The sequence below is a fragment of the Paenibacillus fonticola DSM 21315 genome, assembly GCF_000381905.1.
GTDB classification, from domain to species: domain Bacteria; phylum Bacillota; class Bacilli; order Paenibacillales; family Paenibacillaceae; genus Fontibacillus; species Fontibacillus fonticola.
The window spans coordinates 109,567-130,146 of sequence record NZ_KB907260.1 but is presented as its reverse complement, the minus strand read 5'-3'; the positions used below and the strand labels follow the sequence as shown (position 1 = coordinate 130,146).

Here is a 20,580-nt window from a genome sequence, read left to right as displayed (position 1 = left end):
ATAGCTGATAAATTAGAGCAATGGGAAAAAACATCGGATCTGAAATATTGACAGTGTCCTAAAAAATGGTATCATTGGTTGTAACAGTATATGAATGGGGGAAGCACCTCTTCTGTAATTTTACAGGAGGGGTGCTTTTTTGCGTACAAAGTGATGGATAACCGTTCGATACTGAATTTGAGTAGGGAGGCGAATTGTTAATGCGTATTATATTTCTAAACAGCTTGGAGAAGAAGGAAGCAGGCGCAGTCGTCAGCAGTGCCCAAATTTGGATGGGTGAGGAAGAAAGTCAATGGCGGATGGGATGGAACGAAGTTACGGCTGACGGGGAGCAGGAGTACATATGGTATGAGGGCTCATCGTGGTCCGAGATGCTGCATGTTTACCGGCACCGTATAGTTATCAAGCTGGGGGAAGGCTTTAAGCCTGCGATTGATGGGGTCTGGGAAGATAAAGAACCGCTTCGCGGCAAGGCGATGATCGCCCAGAAGCTGATCTGCTACAGTGAGTCGAATACGAACGAGCCTCTCTATGTTGAATTGTGCAATTGGCGAAGGAAGAAGGCGTCGACTGAACGGAAGGCACCGTATTTGATTGCGAGCAATCGGCTTCTCCGTTTGATCAGCGTATTTGTGCCACAGCAGCTTGAAGAACTTCTAGAGCTGCCGGGGGTGGGCCAGAATAAAGCAGCTGAATTTGGTGATGAGCTTCTTGCTATGACGAAGAACTATAGCCGTACCCACTCATTTCCGCTTGATTGGGTAGAGCAGGCGGTGGATGAGGATACGCTTCGCTCTTGGCTGTATAAGCAGAAAGAAGCTAAATTCCGCGTAGAGATGGAGAAATACGGCGTGCGGCGGAAATTGCTGGAGGGCATTGCTGAAGGCCTTAATGTGGAACAGATTCGTGAACAGGTAAAAATGGAGCGCCGGGAGGTGATTGAGCTGGTGGAAGAATTGGAGAAGGACGGATATAACACGGAACAATTGGTAAAAGGAGAGCTCCAAAGCATGCCGGCGGAGGAGCAGGCTGCGGTATTGCAGGCTTACAAGGAGCTGGGGGACGGCTTCCTGAAACCGGTGCTGCAGCAGGTTTATGGACAAGAGGCAGCGGACGGAGGAGACAGGGAGATGCTGTATGAGCGTCTTCGGCTTATTCGCATCCGCTTTCGCCGGGCAGGTCATGATGTCAGAGATGCCGGATAGGATGAAGAAAGCTGCCTAGGCATGAATCCGGCTGGACAGCATAAAATAACAAGGACGAAAGAATTCTCCAAAATGCAGGAGCCCTTTCGTCCTTTATCGTTTCAAATCCAGTCCCGTTTACGAAACAGATAATACATCCCCGCACCAAGCACGACCATAATGCCTATGACTACGTAATATGAGTATTTCCAGTGCAGCTCAGGCATGTTATCGAAGTTCATTCCATATATGCCGGTTATTAGCGTCAATGGAATGAAAATCGTCGTGATCGCTGTAAACACACGCATGATCTCATTCGCACGGTTAGCGATGGAGGATTGATAAGCTTCGCGCAAGTTACCCATCAGCTCGCGGAAAGTCTCAAAGTTCTCGGATATTTTTACGGCGTTTTCGTAAATGTCGCTGAAATACTTTTGAAGCTGATCATCAATGAGGCGCAGATCTTTTTTATTTAAAATATTTATAACTTCCTTCTGAGGACCGAGCATTTTTTTGAGCCACAATATTTCACTTCGCAGACCGATGATTTCGATCAAATGAGAGCGCTTCGTATGCATCAGAATATCCTCTTCCAGCTTCTCAATCTTGACTTCGATCCGGTCGCTAACGGTGAAGTAATTGTCGACCACGAGGTCGATAAGCAAGTAAAGGAACCGGTCAGGCTCACTGACTTCCTGCTCCCAGAGAATCGGTTTAACGGCACGCAGCTCGTTAATTTTTTGCTTCGTTACCGTAATAATGTAATGACGGCCTAGAAAAATATTCAATGAACGCAGAAAAATTTCTTCATCATCAAATCGAATGCTGTTTACAACTATAAAGTAATGGTTATCATATGTTTCAATTTTCGGCCGCTGCTCTTCTTCTGTCAGGCAGTCCTCGACGGCCAGATCATGCAGGGAAAACAGCGGCTGCAGGAGGGCGAGATCCTCGCTGTCAGCATCAATCCAGTAAAAGCCTTCCTCCGGGGCGGTAGTCGTTATTTCCACATTCTCATTGTCCACCGCAGTAAATACACCATCTTTGACATGGCGAATTTTCATGATGATCACTCCTTTTCCCCTGTCCCAACGGATAGGTATGCTCATATTGAGCATAGGAAAACAAGGATCAGCAGCCGGTAACGCCTGTACAGGCGATCTTCATTGAAACACCGGGAAACGAAAACGAAAGAGCCCCAATCTGTCCGTGAGCGCTCTGCTGATCGATTTCCTATGCCATTGTTGTTGTGGGGCAGTACTCTGCGGACTCGGGTCGCCTTCCATAATCGGTTTCACCTCTTTACCTTAGGTCGTTAACACTTGTCTAGTATACCGCTCAGCTATGACATGATCAAGTCATATTCACATCATATCCGGCTTCGCAGGGCTGATTTTAGTGTATGGCGGACGTTCAGAGAAGGTGATGGTTTTTCGGCCGGGGTTCTTGACGGAACTTTATTTATACATTAAAGTGTTCTCAAGGAATGAAACAATTCTGAATTCCAAAAAATTAAATAGCGAAATCTTATCAAGAGCAGGTGGAGGGACTAGCCCGATGATACCCGGCAACCGGCGAATAAATCGTACGGTGCTAATTCTTGCAGAATCCGCAGACGCGAGCAGCGTCAAGCGGTGACTGAGAGATGAGAGAGGCGCATTGACGATAGCGATGAAGACCTTTCTCTCATGAGAAAGGTCTTTCTATATACGGATGCGTCCGCTTTCTACTATAGGATGACTGCGCAAATCATGTTTTTCAAAGAAGGAGTTGAATTAAAAATGCCGATTAAAGTACCTGATCATTTGCCGGCCAAAGAAATATTGGAGAATGAAAACATATTTGTAATGGACGAATCACGGGCCTATCGCCAGGATATACGTCCGTTGCGGATTGCTATCCTGAATCTGATGCCGACAAAAGAGACGACGGAATCACAGATTTTGCGCCTGCTTGGAAATACGCCGCTGCAGGTAGAAATCGTGCTGCTTCACCCCCGCTCCCATATCTCGAAAAATACGTCCGCCGAGCATCTTGAAATGTTCTACAAAACATTCGATGAAATTAAGACACGCCGTTTTGACGGCCTGATCATTACGGGCGCTCCCGTAGAACAACTGGAATTTGAAGAGGTAAATTATTGGGAAGAGCTGAAGGACATTTTTGAATGGAGCAAAACGCACGTCACCTCAACAATGCACATTTGCTGGGCTTCCCAGGCCGGCTTATACTATCATTACGGTGTCAAAAAGATCCCTCTTCCGGAAAAATGCTTTGGCGTGTTCCCGCATAAGGTTAATATTCCAAACGTGAAACTGCTGCGCGGATTCGATCAGGTGTTTCAGGTTCCGCATTCCCGTCATACAGACGTGGAACGAAGTGACATCGAGAAGGTACCGGAGCTTGATATATTGGCTGAGTCTGAAGAGGCCGGCATTTATCTCGTCGCTACAAGGGATGGCAAGCAAATTTTCGTGACCGGGCATTCGGAATATGACCCCTGTTCCTTGAAATGGGAATATGACCGGGATGTAGCCAAGGGGCTGGATGTCGCTCTTCCTGTTAATTATTACCCCAATGATGACCCTTCTTGCCCTCCGATTTCGACGTGGAGAGCTCATGCAAACTTATTATTCTCCAATTGGCTGAACTACTATGTGTACCAGGAGACACCTTATGATATAGATCAGCAGAGAGAACTCATTTATCATATTTAGTTGTGGAGGGATTGTTACATGTCAGAGAAGCAATACCGTATTGAAAGTGTGCTCGCACAAATCGGTTCTGTCGAGGAACCGGTCACCGGAGCGGTAAACTACCCTATATATCAGGCAACAGCTTTCCGGCATCCACGGCTTGGCCAAAGTACAGGATTCGACTATTCAAGGACGAAAAGCCCGACGCGCGCCGTACTGGAAGAAGCGGCGGCCGCTCTGGAATCCGGAGATGCGGGCTTCGCCTGCAGCTCGGGCATGGCAGCGCTGCAAACGGTGTTCACTTTGTTTGCCAGCGGCGATCATCTGATTGTGTCACTTGATTTGTACGGAGGCACCTATCGTTTATTGGAGCGAGTGCTATCGAAATATGGAATTACCGCATCCTATGTAGATACCAATGATTTGGATGCACTTGAAAGTGCCCGCAAGCCGAACACGAAGGCCGTGTTCATTGAATCGCCTACTAACCCGCTGATGATGATCACCGATATTAAGCTAGTTAGCCAATGGGCTAGCAAGCATCAACTGCTCACGATTGTCGACAACACGCTGTTAACTCCTTTTTTCCAGCGTCCAATAGAGCTGGGAGCAGATATCGTCGTTCATAGTGCTACGAAGTATTTGGGAGGGCACAACGATGTACTGGCCGGACTTATCGTCTCGAAGGGGAAAGAGCTGTCAGAGGAGCTAGCTTTTCTCCATAATTCGATCGGGGCAGTGCTGGGCCCGACGGATTCATACCAGCTGATGCGGGGCATGAAGACGCTCGCTTTGCGCATGGAGCGCCATCAGAGCAATGCTTTGGCCATTGCCAGGTATTTGGAGGAGCATCCGTCAGTGACGGAAGTTTTCTATCCGGGGCTGCCAGACCATCCCGGCTATAGCATTCAAAATGCCCAGTCCAGTGGAAATACAGGTATTTTCTCTTTCAGGGTAGCAGATGCCCGATATGTGGACCCGGTACTTCGCCATTTGAAATTAATCGCCTTTGCCGAAAGCCTTGGCGGAGTGGAGTCTTTAATGACTTATCCGGCCGTACAGACTCATGCGGATATTCCAGCGGAAATTCGGGACGCCGTAGGTGTCGATGACCGATTGCTCCGTTTCTCGGTCGGAATTGAGCATGTGGACGATCTGATCCAGGATCTCGATCAGGCGCTGGAAGCTGCAAGGGTTGAAGTTGAAGGGAGACAGTAAGCATGAGTGATCAAGGCAGTTCAAATGGACGGCCTGGGGCCGGAAAAGAGGACAAAAGGTTTGATACGAAGCTGATCCATTTCGGAGGCGAAGTGGACAGTGCGACTGGGGCTTCCAGTGTGCCGATTTATCAGGCATCGACCTTTCACCACCATGATATATATGAGCCTCCGCAATATGATTATAGCCGTTCTGGCAACCCGACAAGGCAGGCGCTGGAAGACTACATTGCCGTTCTTGAAGGCGGTCATCGCGGATTTGCATTCTCGAGCGGTATGGCGGCGATCTCGACAACATTTATGCTGTTCTCGGCCGGCGATCATATTATTGTTACGGAGGATGTATACGGCGGTACATATCGTCTGCTTACCGGCATATTGAATCGAATGGGAATCGAAGCGACCTTTGTCGATATGACGTCGATAGATGAAATCAAGGCCGCCTTAAGACCGAATACGAAGGCGGTATACATTGAAACGCCTTCCAACCCTACCCTGAAAATAACAGATATCGCCGAAGTGGCGGGCTGGGCAAGGGAGCAAGAACTGCTCAGCATTCTCGACAATACGTTTATGACGCCTTACTATCAACGGCCGATTGAGCAAGGCGTTGATATTGTATTGCATAGCGCGACCAAGTTTCTCGGCGGCCATAGCGACGTATTGGCAGGACTGGCCGTTACGGCAACGGAGTCACTAGGCCGCAGGCTGAAATATATGCAGAACGGGCTTGGCACGGTCCTAGGGGCTCAGGATTCATGGCTGCTGATGCGCGGAATGAAGACGCTGGGCGCGCGGATGGCTTACAGCGAGAGTAGCGCGAACAAGCTAGCTCATTGGCTAAGCGAGCGCAGTGATATCTACAGCGTGTTCTATCCAGGGCTTGCAAGCCATCCGGGCCGGGAGGTTCATGAGAAGCAGTCTTCGGGATATGGGGCAGTCGTCTCCTTCGACGTGGGTTCCGGAGAACGGGCCAAGCGGGTGCTGAATGCGGTGAAATTGCCGCTGGTAGCTGTTAGCTTAGGGGCCGTAGAGAGCATCCTCTCCTATCCGGCGATGATGTCTCACGCCTCGATGCCGAGGGAAGTCCGCCATGAACGGGGCATTACCGACGGGCTGCTGCGCTTCTCCGTGGGATTGGAGGATATCGACGATCTGATCGCCGATTTGCAGCAGGCGCTGGAGCAGGAATAATCATTCCAATTTGGATATTTACAGCATTCGATCTCTGATCGGGTGCTGTTTTTCCGTCCATATTATGTTACGATATAGCCGTAATTGTTAAATTTCTGCATATTTAATTTATAAAGTCCATTGGACCGGAATTGTCAGCAGCACAAACTTTACACGCACCATTTTATTGGGGAAAGGGAGGCAGCTTATGACTGCAATCGACGATATACTGGACAAAGCGCTCAAGGGAGAGCGGCTCAACCTGGAGGATACGATCGCTTTGTTCGAATCTGAGGAAATAGAGAAAATGGGACACACGGCAAACATTTTGATGGAGCGAAAGCATCCGGAGCCAATTACGACTTTCGTCATTGGCCGCAATGTGAATTATACGAACATTTGTGATGTATACTGCCGTTTTTGCGCTTTTTATCGCAGACCGGGCTCGGAAGAAGGCTATGTGCTCCCGGATGAAGTTATTTTCCAGAAAATACAGGAAACCATCGATGTTGGCGGAACTGAAATTTTGATGCAGGGCGGTACGAATCCGAATTTGCCGTTCAGCTACTATACGAGCCTGCTGAAGGAAATTAAACAGAGATTTCCGGGCATTACGATGCATTCTTTTTCACCGGCGGAAATTATGAAGATGAAAGAAGTATCGGACGGGCTCACGCTTGAAGAAGTAGTGCGCCAAATTCACGAAGCTGGACTGGATTCCCTGCCAGGCGGGGGCGCTGAAATTTTAGATGACCGGACACGCCGCAAAATCAGCCGGCTTAAAGGCTCTTGGAGAGACTGGATGGATGTCATGCAGACGGCTCACCGCATCGGTATGAATACGACGGCAACAATGGTGATCGGTTTTGGAGAATCGATGGAAGAGCGGGCGCTGCACCTTATGCGCGTGCGGGATGCTCAAGATGAATGCCTGCAAAACGGATACGAATCCGAAGGTTTCCTGGCCTTCATTCCCTGGACCTTCCAGCCGGACAATACGAATTTAAAGCGCGAGCGCCAGACGCCGGAAGCTTATTTGAAAACAGTGGCGATCAGCCGTATTGTGCTCGATAACATTAAGAATATCCAGTCGTCCTGGGTGACGATGGGCCCGGAAGTGGGCAAGCTATCGCTGAAGTATGGCTGCAATGATTTTGGCAGCACGATGATTGAAGAGAATGTAGTTTCCTCGGCCGGGGCAACGTACAAAGTGAATATCGAATCGATCTTGTCGATCATTCGCGAAGCTGGAAAAATTCCGGCTCAACGGAATACGAAATATGAAATTTTGCGTGTATTTGATCAAGGCAGTTCGGTAGAAAGAGACTTCGTCATGCAGAACTGATTCACTGCAAGAATCAAGGGTGAAGGTTGCAAGAATCCGAAGAAGGAGGTGCGGAGTGTAGGCAGAACCTACATGAGCACCGGACTTCAAGGAAGATTGCAAAATTCGCTGCCGGGCTACTGCTTCGTGATCAAAAGGTAAACTGCCAAAACAATGGAATAACTGCTTATGTTTCCATGAGCCGCCCCGTATATCTGCAACCTCCTGACCATATACTTTGAGAAGGAAGCGGAAAGGGGCGAGTTCATGGATTTTTTTACGATAAGCGCTAAGGTTGAATCCTCCGTGTCAGCTAACCAGTTCGCCGATTACATGAAGCGGCTGGCCCCAGGCTTACATAAAGCAAATATAAAAGCTGAATTTGTGTATATGCCAAGGCGTAAAAGAATGGAATGGAATATGAGCGCTAAAACCGCAAAGGGCCTTCATATAAACCATTATAATCAATTGATGGATGAATTAGCCCAGATTGTGGCAGAGTATGTCGTAGACGTGAAGGAACCGGGAATCGTCGGGAAAATTTTGCTGAAGGATTATGAGCTGGCCGATGGAGAGATGCAGGCCATAAAGTCGATTTGCTGCAGGTTTTTGGGCGCAGAAGAAGAATATGCCGAAGCTAGAAAAGCTCGGGTATCCCTCGTGGGATCGGCCTTGAGATCCGTATTTGGAAGTTTGGACGCACTTGATCTCGATGGGTTTATTTCGTTCCGGCTGCAGGAATATGAGACAAGGCTGCGGGAAACGGTCGATTTTGCGGTGGAGGAGTATTTGCTCGATAAGCAATACGAGGATTTCATCGGACTGCTGCAATATTTTGTATATTTTCAGGAGCCGTTAACTCCGTTTATCCACGTTATGCATAGGCAGGGTGGTGAATTTGTCCTGTTGAACGAGGGCTTCAAACAAATTGATTCTCCCGCTTCGGGCGATGTCGTCATGCGAATGGCGGATCAGGAAATGCAAATCGAGGACGTTATCGTCAGTACGCTGATTTCCTTGTCCCCGGAACGGATATTACTCCACACCCGGGATCCGGAGGCTCTGGCGATTACAACGATCCGGCGCATATTTGGGGAACGGGTGCAGCTATGTTTGCGCTGTTCGCATTGCAAGGAGTTCCACCAGAGAATAAGACAACGCGATCAGGTTACGTAAAGGCTGGAGCATACGTAGAAATTTAGGAATAGTTAGGGTTTAATGTAGATGCCGCAGGCTGTGGCTCAGTCTAGGCTGAATGAAATGTGCGTAAACGAAGCTATATAGAATTGTACAGCCAAGAAATCGCGTAAACCGAGTCCACCAAGTTTGAGAGGTTTCTTGACGGTTCTGCAGGATCGCATTATAATTACACATATTCAAGTGAAAAGCGTTGACAAAGACATGAACCAGAAATTTGAACGGTACAGAGAGAGGGATCGCTGGCTGGAAGTCCCTTCGGTTTCTGTTTTGGTTTACCCCTTTGTAGCTGTATTCCCGAACCTTGGTGGCGTCTATGCAGGAGCATATCAGGAATTAAGGAATGCCGGTTCATTGCCGTTACCGAATGCCGAATAAGGATTGTTCCGTAGGCTGTGCAAGATGCTGCACGATGCTGTGGGCAGTCGAATGAGGGTGGAACCACGGGTATATAACGCTCGTCCCTTTCCGGGACGGGCTTTTTTTTGTTGCCCGCTCCCGGCAATGAATTACGAAATTAAGGGAGGAACAAAAAGTGGCAGTATCAATTTCTTTACCGGACGGTTCGGTTCGGGAGTATGCTGACGGAAGTACATTGGAGGATGTAGCTGCTTCGATTAGCAGCGGTCTGCGCAAAAACGCGTTGGCTGGTAAAATCAACGGGGCAGCCGTAGATTTGAGAACAGAGCTATCGGACGGCGCAGCGGTGGAAATCATTACGCCGGATTCCAAGGAAGGCCTTGAAATCATGCGGCACAGCACGGCCCATCTCCTCGCGCAAGCAATTAAGCGGCTGTTTGGCAACAAAGAGGTCAAGCTGGGGATCGGTCCGGTCATCGAGGAAGGCTTCTATTACGACATGGACCTAGAACATCCGATTAACCCGGAAGATCTGCAGAAGATCGAGAAGGAAATGGAACGCATTATCGGGGAAAACTTGCCGATTACCCGTCGGGAAGTAAGCCGCGAAGAAGCGGTCGCTATTTTTACGGAGCTGGGCGATCCTTATAAATTGGAGCTGATCCGTGATTTGCCGGAGGACAGCGTTCTGTCCATTTACGATCAGGGCGAGTTTTTCGACCTTTGCCGCGGCCCGCATGTCCCATCGACAGGCAAAATCAAATCGTTCAAGCTGCTGAGCGTGGCGGGAGCCTACTGGCGCGGCAACAGCGACAATAAAATGCTGCAGCGCGTATACGGCACGGCCTTCTTCAAAAAGGCGGACCTCGATGAGCATTTGCACTTGCTCGAGGAAGCCAAGAAGCGCGACCACCGCAAGCTCGGCAAAGAGCTGGAAGTTTTCACTTTCTCGAATCTCGTCGGCCAAGGCCTGCCAATCTGGCTTCCAAAGGGCGCTACCTTGCGCCGCACGCTGGAAAGGTACATCGTCGATATCGAGGAGCGTCTAGGATACCAGCACGTGTATACGCCGGTGCTCGGCAATGTGGAGCTCTATAAAACATCCGGCCACTGGGAGCATTACCAAGAGGACATGTTCCCGCAAATGGTCATGGACAACGAGGAGCTCGTGCTCCGGCCGATGAACTGTCCGCATCATATGATGGTGTACAAGAGCCAGATGCACAGCTACCGGGACTTGCCTGTCCGGATCGCGGAGCTCGGTATGCAGCACCGTTATGAAATGTCGGGCGCGCTGACTGGCCTGCACCGCGTGCGGGCGATGACGCTGAACGATGCTCACATTTTCTGCCGTCTGGATCAGATCAAAGACGAGTTCAAACGCGTGCTCGCCTTGATCAGACAAGTATATAAGGATTTTGGCATCAACGATTACCGGTTCCGCTTGTCCTATCGTGACCCAGAGGATACTGAGAAGTATTTCAAGGATGATAATATGTGGAACACGGCTCAGCGCATGCTGCGTGAAGTCGTCGAGGAGGAAGGGCTGCCGTTCTTCGAGGCGGAAGGCGAAGCCGCGTTCTACGGACCGAAGCTGGACGTACAGATCAAGACTGCACTCGGCAAGGAAGAGACGCTGTCTACTGTGCAAATCGATTTCCTGCTTCCGGAGCGCTTTGAGCTGGAGTATGTCGGAGAAGATGGCGGCAAGCATCGCCCGGTCGTACTGCACAGAGGCATTCTCGGTACGATGGAGCGCTTCACTGCATTCCTGCTGGAGAATTTTGCTGGAAACTTGCCGCTGTGGCTTGCACCTGTTCAAGCCAAAGTCATTCCGGTATCCGGTAATTACGAGGCTTATGCACGAGAAGTACAGGATAAGCTGCTAGCCGGGGGAATCCGGGCAGAGGGCGATCTGCGCAATGAAAAGCTCGGATATAAAATCCGTGAAGCCCAGCTGGAAAAAATCCCATACATGTTCGTTGTCGGTGAAAACGAGCAAAGGGAAGGCACCGTCTCCGTGCGCAAACGGGGCGAAGGCGATCTTGGCGTAAAACCGCTGGACGAAGTACTTTCTTTGCTGCAAAGCGATATACAGAATCACAAGATTTAATTAAAATAACAGTGAAAAGACAGAGTAAATGGATAGCCGTTCGCCTTAAGGCTACAAGGTGAAGGTATAAACATTGGCGCATGTGGACACCCTTTTGAATAAGGGGGGAGATTGTCACATGCGCCAATCTATTTTTTCAGAGCGAATTGGTATGTGTTGCGTGCTTACCATTGCGATCATTTTGTTGATAGGCAAAGATAATACGATTTTTGCCAAGACTGCCCGCCATCAGGAGTATTTACCGATCGCAGCTGCAAATAAGTTCAAATTAACGACAGAGCTGATCCGGCAAGGAGCAATTTCCCAGCCGGTATATATTTCAGAGTCGCTTGGCAAACAGGCCTACCAAGGCAGCCATGACAAGCAGGGCAAGCTAGACAAGCCTGCAGCAGCCGAGGCCGCAGAAAAAACGGCCAAAGCGCAGGTTCAAACGGTGAAGGTCGTAGCGACCGGCTATACCGCCGGGTATGAATCTACTGGAAAACGGCCGAGCCATCCAGGTTACGGCATTACTTACTCCGGTGTTAAAGTGCGAAGGGATAAGGATACGGTATCTACGATAGCTGCTGACTTAAAGGTGTTCCCGCTCGGAACGATATTGTATATTCCCGGGTACGGATATGGGGTTGTAGCCGATAAGGGCTCAGCAATTAAAGGGAACAAGATTGACCTGTACTTCACTACAACGAAACAGGTATTTAAAGAATGGGGCAAGAAGGAAGTTGAAGTTCAGGTTATACGTAAAGGAACAGGCAAGCTAACAGAGGATATGTTCCGCGAATTGGGCAAGGCGCTGGAGGTTCATAAGGAGATTCCTGATAATATTTGGGAAGCGGCGATTTGATTTGTGTGCTCTGTATAATATGACTCCCAGGGTTGCATAATACGAATGCATCCATGCAGTCACTGCATTTTAATGTATGTGACACGCAAAAGGGAGGTGAAACAAAATGGCAAATCAAAAAAAGGCTGCTTCACCTGGCTATAAAACGCCAAATGAAAAATACAATGAAGAATTCGCAGAAGAAAGCATGGCAACGGTTGCTGAAAAAGCAAAAGCTTCCCGTAATGCCGCTTCGAATGCCAACCCTCAAAGCAGTAAATAATTTTGAAGAGCGTCCCGTTAAGGGCGCTCTTTCGTATTATCAGGTTAGCCATAATCCTCTTGGTTGGCCTTTTTTTGTGGTCAAATTACAGAAAGTATAATATTTACAAATGTAAATAAATGGGCCTTCCTCCGTCTCGGGACGGAGATCGTATTCCATCTCACGCCGCTGTCCCTTCCCGTTGGGATGTTGTACACTGGAAGCAGATTAGAGTTCGTGCTGCATAGATGGAGGGAATGAAGATGAATAACAGTTTGCTCGGAAGAATTATTGGCGGATTTACGCTCATATCAATCGGTGGCGTGTTTTTGCTGAATCAATTAGGCTATACGAACATCAGCATCGGTTACTTGTTTTCGACATACTGGCCTGTTTTTATGATTGTGGGAGGTCTTTTATCTCTAGGGAGCGGAGAGCGAGGCGGCTCCAACTTTATTTGGAGCTTAATTTTAATCGGGATTGGCTTGTACTTTCTTGGCAGAAATTTAGGATATGTGGACATAGACGCTGGGCATTTTTTCAAATTGTTTATCCCGGTCATGCTCATCATTGGGGGCCTGTCTGTATTGTTTAAGCCGCGGGGAAGCCGCCGGAACAAGGAGGAAATATTGCCTCCCACGCCTCCTCCTCCTGTCGGTCCATACGATGCATCCATGAATCCCGACTTTCATCCAGAAATGGAATCGCCGCTGGATCAAATTTTTGGGACCTCGAGCAAGCAGGGCTATACGGACAATGAGGAGAAAACCAAGCACGATAAGCAAAAATTCGACAGCTACAACAAGTATGGCACAAACCCGAACAAGGCTGCAGTAATCAATAAATCCGGATTTATAGGTGACGTTCATTTGGGGCAGGATTACTTCCAGCTGCGTCCTATGAATATATCTCATTTCATCGGAGATACAATTATCGATTTAACGAAAGCGCAGATCCCTTACGGTGAAACGAAAATTAATGTGTCGGCATTTATTGGCGATGTGAAGGTATTCATACCGGAAGATATGGACCTTGGCATTACAGCCACTTCGAGCGCTCTGATCGGCGACTTGAAGGTACTCTCGGAGAAGCGCGGGGGCTTTATGAGCAATATCACTGCACAATCCCCTCATTACGGCGAGGCTGGCAAACAAATTAAACTGGTCGTCAGCGTGCTTGTCGGCGACGTAAAAGTGAACATGGTGGGTTGATTATGATCGTACAGCGTATATTAAAAAATACAAAGTGGGAGCTTCTGCTGTACTTCCTGCTGACAGGAAGCCTGACGGCAGCAGCTCTTTACATTGGCTCGATTTTTGGGGCTATTCTGCTCATCGATCCCCGGGTATGGATTTATACTATCGCGGGGATTCTTGTATTTCCGCTAATTATCGGCTATATTGCCGGGCAGCGTATCCAGCGTCGTCTGGATTCCCTGCATTTAAATATGCTCCAGGTTGCGAAGGGCAACCTATCCGTACGCATGCCTGAGACAGTGGACCAGACATTTTCAGGCGTATACCAGGAATTTAACAGCATGACGGAAGCTGTCGAGAAGAAGATGAAGCTGCTCCAGCAATTCGGCGAACAGGAGGTTATCGAAAAGGAGCAGGCAGCGGAGATGGCTGTACTGGAGGAAAGAAGAAGGCTTGCCCGGGACTTGCATGACACGGTAAGCCAGCAGTTGTTCGCCATTCATATGGCGGCCTCTTCTTTGCCCAAAGTACTGGTGAAGGACGAAGCTCACGCGCAGGTCGTGCTAGACCAGTTGATCCAAATGTCCAACATGGCTCAAAAGCAGATGCGTGCGCTTATTGCTCAGCTGCGGCCGATGGAATTGGTTGGCAAAACGTTAGAGGAGGCGCTGGGACAGTGGTTTCCGGATTATTGCCGGCAAAATGGCCTGAAAGGCATGCAGGATATGGATATGCAGGGCGATTTGTCTGAGGCGAAGGAGCATCAATTGTTTCTTATTATACAGGAGGCAATGGCCAACATAGTCAAGCATTCCGGAGCGAAGCTGGTCAGCCTGTCGCTTAGGGAAGGAAGGCGTCAGGTTGTGCTGAGCATTAGCGATGATGGCCAGGGATTCAGCAATACGTCGCAAAAGCAAGGGTCATATGGTTTGACAACGATGAAAGAACGTGCGGAAAAGCTTGGCGGAAATGTTGAAATTATTAGCAAGCCTGGCGCGGGAACGACGATTCGCGTACATATTCCAAAGTTTGAGGACGAGGAGCGGGAGGAACGGGATGAGCGATAAAATCAGGGTAATGATTGTAGACGATCATGATATGGTACGGATGGGCCTGAAAACTTATTTAATGCTTGACCCGGGTTTCGAGGTCGTAGCGGAGGCCAGCGATGGCGACCAGGTCGTGAGGCTGCTTGATCAGGGAATAGAGGGCGGGCTGCCGCATATTATTTTGATGGATTTAATGATGCCCGCAATGAATGGAGCAGAAGCTACGAAGGAAGTGCTAAGCCGATATCCTGAATTGAAAATCGTCATCTTAACCAGTTTCTTGGAGGACGATCTTGTAGTTCAGGCTATTGAAGCGGGTGCGGTGAGTTATGTTCTAAAGACCGTGTCGGCCGAAGAGCTGATTTATGCTCTGCAGGGTGCTTATCGCGGGATGCCTGTCATGACGGGGGACGTAGCCCAGGCGCTGACGCGCGGACTGCGCCAACGCACGGTGCAGGGGGATAGCTCCGGGATGACGGAGCGGGAGAAAGAGGTATTGCTGCTGATTGCTGAGGGCAAAAATAATAAAGATATCGCCGAAGAGCTTCATATCAGCATTAAGACGGTCAAGACGCATGTCAGCAATCTGCTGATGAAGTGCGAGCTGGAGGACCGGACCCAGCTTGCGATTTATGCGCACAGGCAAGGATGGGTCACCGGCAGCTAACGCAACACAAGGCATACTATAGCTTAATCTAGGTTGCCATTGGCTTTTATCTCCTTTTAAATTGTTTTTAAGGTGCGTTTAAGGTTTATAGTACAAAATAAGAACAAGTAAACAAGAACCCCTATAGGTTAGGGGAAGGAGGTTAGTTACAATGGACGATCAAAAAAATAAAACGGGTCAAAATTTTGACGATAACGAAAGCGACAAGCCGCAGCAATCTTCAGAGTCCGGCTCGTCCTCTTCATATTATTATTCATACGGGCCGTTCCAATCCTACGGAAAAAGCGGTGAGGAGTCTGGGGAAGGTTATTCGTACGACCGCGTACAGCGCGAAGAAGTTGAAATTACGAGACCTCAGCCGGTAAGGCCGATTCCAACATCGTCTTTTAATGCACATTCATCCTCAGCCGGTCCGCACGGCACCAATGCCGGGAACGCAGGAGCGCCTCCGGCCAGAAACGGGAATTGGCAGTACAATCAGCGCCCCAAATCATCCTTCAAATCTGTATTCGCCGGCATGCTCGCGGGAATGTTGATTTTGACCGGAGCGATGGTGTTTGCAGACCGCACCAATATGTTCACGCCTAATTCGGAACCTACTGTTCCGGCTTCGACGGCTGCGGAATCCCAAACGGCGGCCGGTAACGGAGGCTCAGCCTCTAAGGCTGCGACAGCGGCGTTCCCGATTACGAATCCGGGCGATGTGACGAGCGTTGTTCAGCAGGCAAGTCCGGCCGTGGTCAAGATTGAAACTTTGGTCAAAGCCAGCAACCAGAGAAGCCGGAGCCAAAACAATGATCCATTCTATCGTTTCTTCTTCGGGGACGATTGGTACGGAAGCAGTAACGGTGGCAATGGAGGCAACGGGGGAGGCTCGTCCAACTCCAATCAACTGGTGCCTACCGGAATCGGTTCGGGCTTTATTTTCGACAAAACAGGTTATATTCTAACTAATGAGCACGTTGTGCACAATGCTGATATCGTTCAGGTAACGCTGCAGGATATTGAAAAGCCATATGAAGCCAAGGTGCTTGGCACGAGCTATGAGCTTGACCTGGCCGTCCTGAAGATCGAGGGAGACGACAACTTTCCATCCATTCCGATGGGCAATTCCGACAGTACACAGGTGGGTGAATGGCTGGTAGCAATCGGCAACCCGCAAGGCTTTGATCATACCGTTACCGCCGGCGTACTTAGCGCGAAGGAAAGAGGCGGCATACGCATCGCTGGGGAAAACGGGGAGAAGGCGCGGGAATATGAGCATCTGCTGCAGACGGACGCTTCGATTAACCCGGGTAATTCCGGCGGTCCATTGCTCAATTTGAACGGCGAAGTAGTTGGAATCAACGTCGCTGTCAGCTCGGATGCGCAAGGTATCGGGTTTGCCATTCCGACGTCGACCGTTAATGAAGTATTGGATAAGCTGAAAAATAATGAAGAGATTCCTCAAAAGCCGATACCATTTATCGGTGCAACGCTGCTGACGATGACGGACGAAGTCGCCAAGCAGATGGGAACCGAGGTGAAGGAAGGCTCGCTTGTATCCGATATTGTATACAAATCTCCAGCCTATAATGCCGATCTCCGTCCATATGACATCATCACTGGAGCAGACGGAAAGAAATTTGTGACCAAGGAAGATTTGATCGGCTATATCCAGAAGCAAAGCGTCGGCAAAGTAGTGACCTTCAATGTCGTTCGCGATGGCAACAGCATAGACTTGCAAGTGACGATTGGAAATAAAAATGATTTCCCTAACCTAGAATAGGCCGGATGAAGCATCCGACCTGGAAGTGAACAGCGGGCGGCAGGGCGAAAAGCCTTGCCGCCTTCTTTGCATCATGGCCTGACGAAGGAAACTAAGCTGCTTCTGATGTACAATATAGTCAAGAACCTAAAGGAGAGATTGCCGTGAGATCGGGAATACTGGTAATTGATGATGACGAGAAAATTACTTCCATGCTGCGCCGCGGGCTGGCATTTGAAGGTTACGAGGTCCATACCGCTCATGACGGGATGGAAGGATTGTCGATGATGCTGGCCGCTGATCCCGATTTAATTATTTTGGATGTCATGATGCCAAAGCTCGACGGATTTGAAGTATGCCGCAGACTTAGAGAAGGGGGCAGCACGGTTCCTGTTCTCATGCTGACGGCTAAGGATGAGGTGGAGAATCGCGTCAAAGGGCTGGACACCGGTGCTGACGATTATTTGGTGAAGCCGTTTGCGCTGGAAGAATTGCTGGCCCGGGTAAGGGCTTTGTTGCGCCGCAAAGAAACGTCGGGCGGGGATGCGGGCAGCCAGAGATTAATATTTGAGGACATTGTCATGGATCTTGATTCCCGTGAGGTAATGAGGGCTGGACAGCGTCTTGAATTGACCGCCAAGGAATTCGAATTACTGCATTTGTTTATGCAAAATCCCAAGCGGCTGCTTACCAGAGATCTTATTATGGATAAAATATGGGGCTATGATTACAGTGGAGAGTCCAACGTGCTGGAAGTTTATATTGCGATGCTCCGGCAAAAAACGGAGGAATATGGAGGCAAACGTCTTATTCAGACGATCCGCGGCGCCGGGTATATTTTGAGAGGGGATTCCTAGGCATGTCGATCAGGTTGCGGCTAACAGCATGGTATACCGGCATTTTGGCCATAACACTTATTATGTTTGGCGCTTCCATCTATGGAATCGTACGGTATAACATTTTTTTAGAAGTAAAAAAGAGACTTGAGGAGCACGGGGCTCAAATTGAGCAGGCCCAAAATGTCAGTCTTTCTCAAGGGCTCGATTTGCAAATGGATCGCGGTCAAATATTGCGTTTGGAGGATGCGCGCATTTTTTGGCAGTTAAATAACTATGTATTGGGGTCTAAGCGCATTTCAGAAGGGATGCTGAATCGCCAAATGGTGTTTCCGGTGCCCTCGATCGACCAGATCGGCAAGAAAGGAAAATTTCAGAACATCACGATCAACGGTAATTCGTATTTGTTATATGAGCGGACGCTCGTCTATGGAAATACGATTGTCGGCCTGCTGCAGCTGGCGGCGGATACGAATGCAGAGCACCGCATTATGGATCAGTTAAAAACCGTGCTGTTATTCGGCTCTTTTATTACTATTTTTGTAGCCAGCTCCTTCGGGATGTTCCTGGCGCGCACGTCGATGATGCCGATCGGCAAAGTGATTGAGGCCGCTAACGGCATTCAGAAAGGCACGGACCTGAGTGTCCGTATTGAGTATGACGGGCCAAACGATGAAATCGGGCGTTTAATCGGCACGGTGAACAACATGTTAGCGAGGACGGAGCGATTTTACAATGAGCTGGACGAAGCTTACGCCAATCAGCGGCGATTCGTATCAGATGCCTCTCATGAGCTGCGCACGCCCTTGACGACGATCCGGGGAAATGTCGATCTAATCAAAAAAATATGGGGCCGGGAGGAAAACGAACCGATGCCGATGAACGAGGAGCAGCTAAGGAGCTTCTCGTTGGAAGCTGTCAGCGATATCGCAGATGAAGCCGAGCGGATGAGCCGTCTCATCAATGATATGCTGTCTTTAGCCCGGGCAGACGCAGGGCAAACAATCGAGAAAGAACCTCAATTGCTCGGTCCTATTGTCGAGGAAGTCGTACGGCGGGCTAATTTTTTACCGCGCCAGGCGCTATGGGTCCAAGGAGACTTGTCGGTCATTCAAGACGCCTGTATTGTCGGCAACAAAGATTACCTGCAGCAAATGCTGTTTATTTTTATCGAAAACGCCTTTAAGTATACACCGGAAGGGCAAGTGAGCATCGACGCCATAAGCTCCGGCAATCAGGTCGGCATTCGGATCAAGGACACGGGGATTGGCATGGAGCGAAGTGAAATTCCGCAAATTTTTGAACGATTCTACCGTGCCGATCCGTCACGCGGGGTAACGCAAGGAACAGGACTGGGGCTGTCTATTGCCAAATGGATCATCGATGAGCATGGCGGCTCAGTTGAAGTGATCACCCGGCGCGGAGAAGGGACGATGTTCGTGATCTGGCTTCCCGTTGTCTTTAACGCTTTGCCGAAATAGGCTATAATAAATAGTGTTACCCATCAGAAAGTATAATTAGGGAACGAGAAAGCGGGGGTGCCAAAATCATGGAAGTGATCAAAATTTCACCGCGCGGTTATTGCTACGGCGTTGTGGATGCGATGGTGCTCGCACGTCAGGCAGCCAAAAATCTTGATCTGCCGCGGCCGATTTATATACTGGGCATGATTGTGCATAACAGTCATGTTACCCAATCGTTTGAAGACGAAGGAATTATTACGCTGGATGGACCGAACCGGCTGGACATATTAAGCCAGGTCGAGCGCGGTACGGTCATATTTACCGCTCATGGCGTATCCCCTGAGGTTCGCAAAATCGCTCGCGACAAGGGATTGACCACGGTAGATGCCACTTGTCCGGATGTGACCAAGACCCATGTTCTTATTAAGGAGAAGGTGGCGGACGGTTACGATATTATTTACATCGGCAAAAAGGGTCACCCAGAGCCTGAGGGGGCGATTGGGGTGGCGCCAGAGCATGTTCATTTGATCGAGAAGGAGGAGGAGATCAGCTCCCTTTCGGTTAGCTCGGACAAAATTGTAATCACGAATCAGACGACGATGAGTCAGTGGGATATTAAGCATATTATGAAGAAGCTGCTTGAGAAATTTCCGGGCGCTGAAGTTCATAATGAAATATGTCTCGCGACTCAGGTCCGGCAGGAAGCTGTTGCTGAGCAGGCAGGCCAAGCGGATCTCGTCATCGTTGTGGGCGATCCGCGCAGCAATAACTCGAATCGGCTGGCTCAAGTATCTGAGGAGATCGCCGGAGTTACGGCCTACCGTATTTCTGACGTGACGGAGCTGAAGCGGGAGTGGCTGGAGGGAGTCGGCAAGGTTGCAGTCACCTCGGGTGCGTCGACGCCAACTCCGATTACGAAAGAGGTTATCGCTTATTTGGAGCAGTATGATCATCAAAATCCGGACACCTGGGAAATCGTGCGGACTGTGAATATGCAGAAGCTGCTGCCCCCAGTCAAAGTGGGAGCAAAGAAATCATAAGGTTAAGTTGAGTACAGCTGTCCCTGTAGCCAAGGCAAACTTTGCGCTATGGGGACAGCTTTTTTATTTTGCGTTAAATCGGTAAGCATGAAATAAAAGTGTTATAAAAAGCGGATTTGATCTATTGATTTTCGAGGGTAGGGTGCAAACTGCATAAAACTGGTGGGAAATAACATTTTTTGCGGATGGAATAAGCCTATAAAGGCAGATAGACTAAAAATAGAACATAAATA

At 49.1% G+C, this 20,580-nt stretch carries 18 protein-coding genes and 1 riboswitch; of the genes, 17 read left to right on the top strand and 1 reads right to left on the bottom strand.

What is annotated here, in order from left to right; translation table 11 throughout:
• Positions 1-200 precede the first annotated feature (200 nt).
• Complete coding sequence (locus G358_RS0116870) at positions 201-1,205, top strand: HRDC domain-containing protein (protein WP_019638421.1); 1,005 nt, start codon at positions 201-203, stop codon at positions 1,203-1,205.
• 101 nt (positions 1,206-1,306) lie between these two features.
• Here the strand turns inward: G358_RS0116870 and corA are convergent, their stop codons facing one another.
• Entirely contained in the window at positions 1,307-2,248 is a 942-nt protein-coding gene (gene corA / locus G358_RS0116865; RefSeq protein ID WP_019638420.1) for a magnesium/cobalt transporter CorA, read from the bottom strand.
• 460 nt (positions 2,249-2,708) lie between these two features.
• A riboswitch (SAM riboswitch) is annotated at positions 2,709-2,836 on the top strand.
• A 129-nt stretch (positions 2,837-2,965) separates the two neighbouring features.
• On the opposite strand from corA, the gene metA reads away from it, so the two are divergent.
• From metA to G358_RS0116785, 16 genes are all read left to right on the top strand, one after another.
• Positions 2,966-3,901, top strand: coding sequence for a homoserine O-acetyltransferase MetA (metA, locus tag G358_RS0116860; protein WP_026342314.1), 936 nt, complete (start codon positions 2,966-2,968; stop codon positions 3,899-3,901).
• Between the two features lie 18 nt (positions 3,902-3,919).
• Entirely contained in the window at positions 3,920-5,098 is a 1,179-nt protein-coding gene (locus G358_RS0116855; protein ID WP_019638418.1) for an aminotransferase class I/II-fold pyridoxal phosphate-dependent enzyme, read from the top strand.
• Between the two features lie 2 nt (positions 5,099-5,100).
• Positions 5,101-6,291: a trans-sulfuration enzyme family protein gene (locus G358_RS0116850; RefSeq protein ID WP_019638417.1), complete on the top strand. Its 1,191-nt coding sequence runs from the start codon at positions 5,101-5,103 to the stop codon at positions 6,289-6,291.
• A 187-nt stretch (positions 6,292-6,478) separates the two neighbouring features.
• Positions 6,479-7,615, top strand: coding sequence for a cyclic dehypoxanthinyl futalosine synthase (gene mqnC, locus G358_RS0116845; protein WP_019638416.1), 1,137 nt, complete (start codon positions 6,479-6,481; stop codon positions 7,613-7,615).
• Positions 7,616-7,861: 246 nt separating this feature from the next.
• Complete coding sequence (locus G358_RS30325) at positions 7,862-8,770, top strand: putative sporulation protein YtxC (RefSeq protein ID WP_019638415.1); 909 nt, start codon at positions 7,862-7,864, stop codon at positions 8,768-8,770.
• A 162-nt stretch (positions 8,771-8,932) separates the two neighbouring features.
• On the top strand, positions 8,933-9,169 hold the full coding sequence (locus G358_RS0116835) for a hypothetical protein (protein WP_019638414.1): 237 nt from the start codon (positions 8,933-8,935) through the stop codon (positions 9,167-9,169).
• A 157-nt stretch (positions 9,170-9,326) separates the two neighbouring features.
• Complete coding sequence (gene thrS / locus G358_RS0116830) at positions 9,327-11,264, top strand: threonine--tRNA ligase (protein ID WP_019638413.1); 1,938 nt, start codon at positions 9,327-9,329, stop codon at positions 11,262-11,264.
• 118 nt (positions 11,265-11,382) lie between these two features.
• Positions 11,383-12,108, top strand: coding sequence for a 3D domain-containing protein (locus tag G358_RS32410; RefSeq protein ID WP_019638412.1), 726 nt, complete (start codon positions 11,383-11,385; stop codon positions 12,106-12,108).
• A gap of 106 nt (positions 12,109-12,214) precedes the next feature.
• The gene (locus tag G358_RS33500) at positions 12,215-12,370 is read left to right on the top strand and encodes a hypothetical protein (RefSeq protein WP_019638411.1); all 156 of its coding nucleotides are present in this window, start codon (positions 12,215-12,217) and stop codon (positions 12,368-12,370) included.
• Between the two features lie 242 nt (positions 12,371-12,612).
• Positions 12,613-13,560 carry a cell wall-active antibiotics response protein LiaF gene (gene liaF / locus G358_RS0116815; RefSeq protein ID WP_019638410.1) on the top strand — a complete coding sequence of 316 codons (948 nt, stop codon included), beginning with the start codon at positions 12,613-12,615 and terminating at the stop codon, positions 13,558-13,560.
• Between the two features lie 2 nt (positions 13,561-13,562).
• Complete coding sequence (locus G358_RS0116810) at positions 13,563-14,612, top strand: sensor histidine kinase (RefSeq protein WP_019638409.1); 1,050 nt, start codon at positions 13,563-13,565, stop codon at positions 14,610-14,612.
• Positions 14,602-15,261 (top strand): response regulator, encoded by a 660-nt coding sequence (locus G358_RS0116805; protein WP_019638408.1) that lies wholly within the window; start codon positions 14,602-14,604, stop codon positions 15,259-15,261. The genes G358_RS0116810 and G358_RS0116805 overlap by 11 nt, the downstream gene beginning before the upstream one ends.
• A gap of 151 nt (positions 15,262-15,412) precedes the next feature.
• Complete coding sequence (locus tag G358_RS0116800) at positions 15,413-17,029, top strand: S1C family serine protease (protein WP_019638407.1); 1,617 nt, start codon at positions 15,413-15,415, stop codon at positions 17,027-17,029.
• A gap of 143 nt (positions 17,030-17,172) precedes the next feature.
• On the top strand, positions 17,173-17,865 hold the full coding sequence (locus G358_RS0116795; protein ID WP_019638406.1) for a response regulator transcription factor: 693 nt from the start codon (positions 17,173-17,175) through the stop codon (positions 17,863-17,865).
• A gap of 2 nt (positions 17,866-17,867) precedes the next feature.
• Positions 17,868-19,325 carry a sensor histidine kinase gene (locus G358_RS0116790; RefSeq protein ID WP_019638405.1) on the top strand — a complete coding sequence of 486 codons (1,458 nt, stop codon included), beginning with the start codon at positions 17,868-17,870 and terminating at the stop codon, positions 19,323-19,325.
• Positions 19,326-19,393: 68 nt separating this feature from the next.
• On the top strand, positions 19,394-20,347 hold the full coding sequence (locus tag G358_RS0116785) for a 4-hydroxy-3-methylbut-2-enyl diphosphate reductase (protein ID WP_019638404.1): 954 nt from the start codon (positions 19,394-19,396) through the stop codon (positions 20,345-20,347).
• Positions 20,348-20,580: the final 233 nt, after the last annotated feature.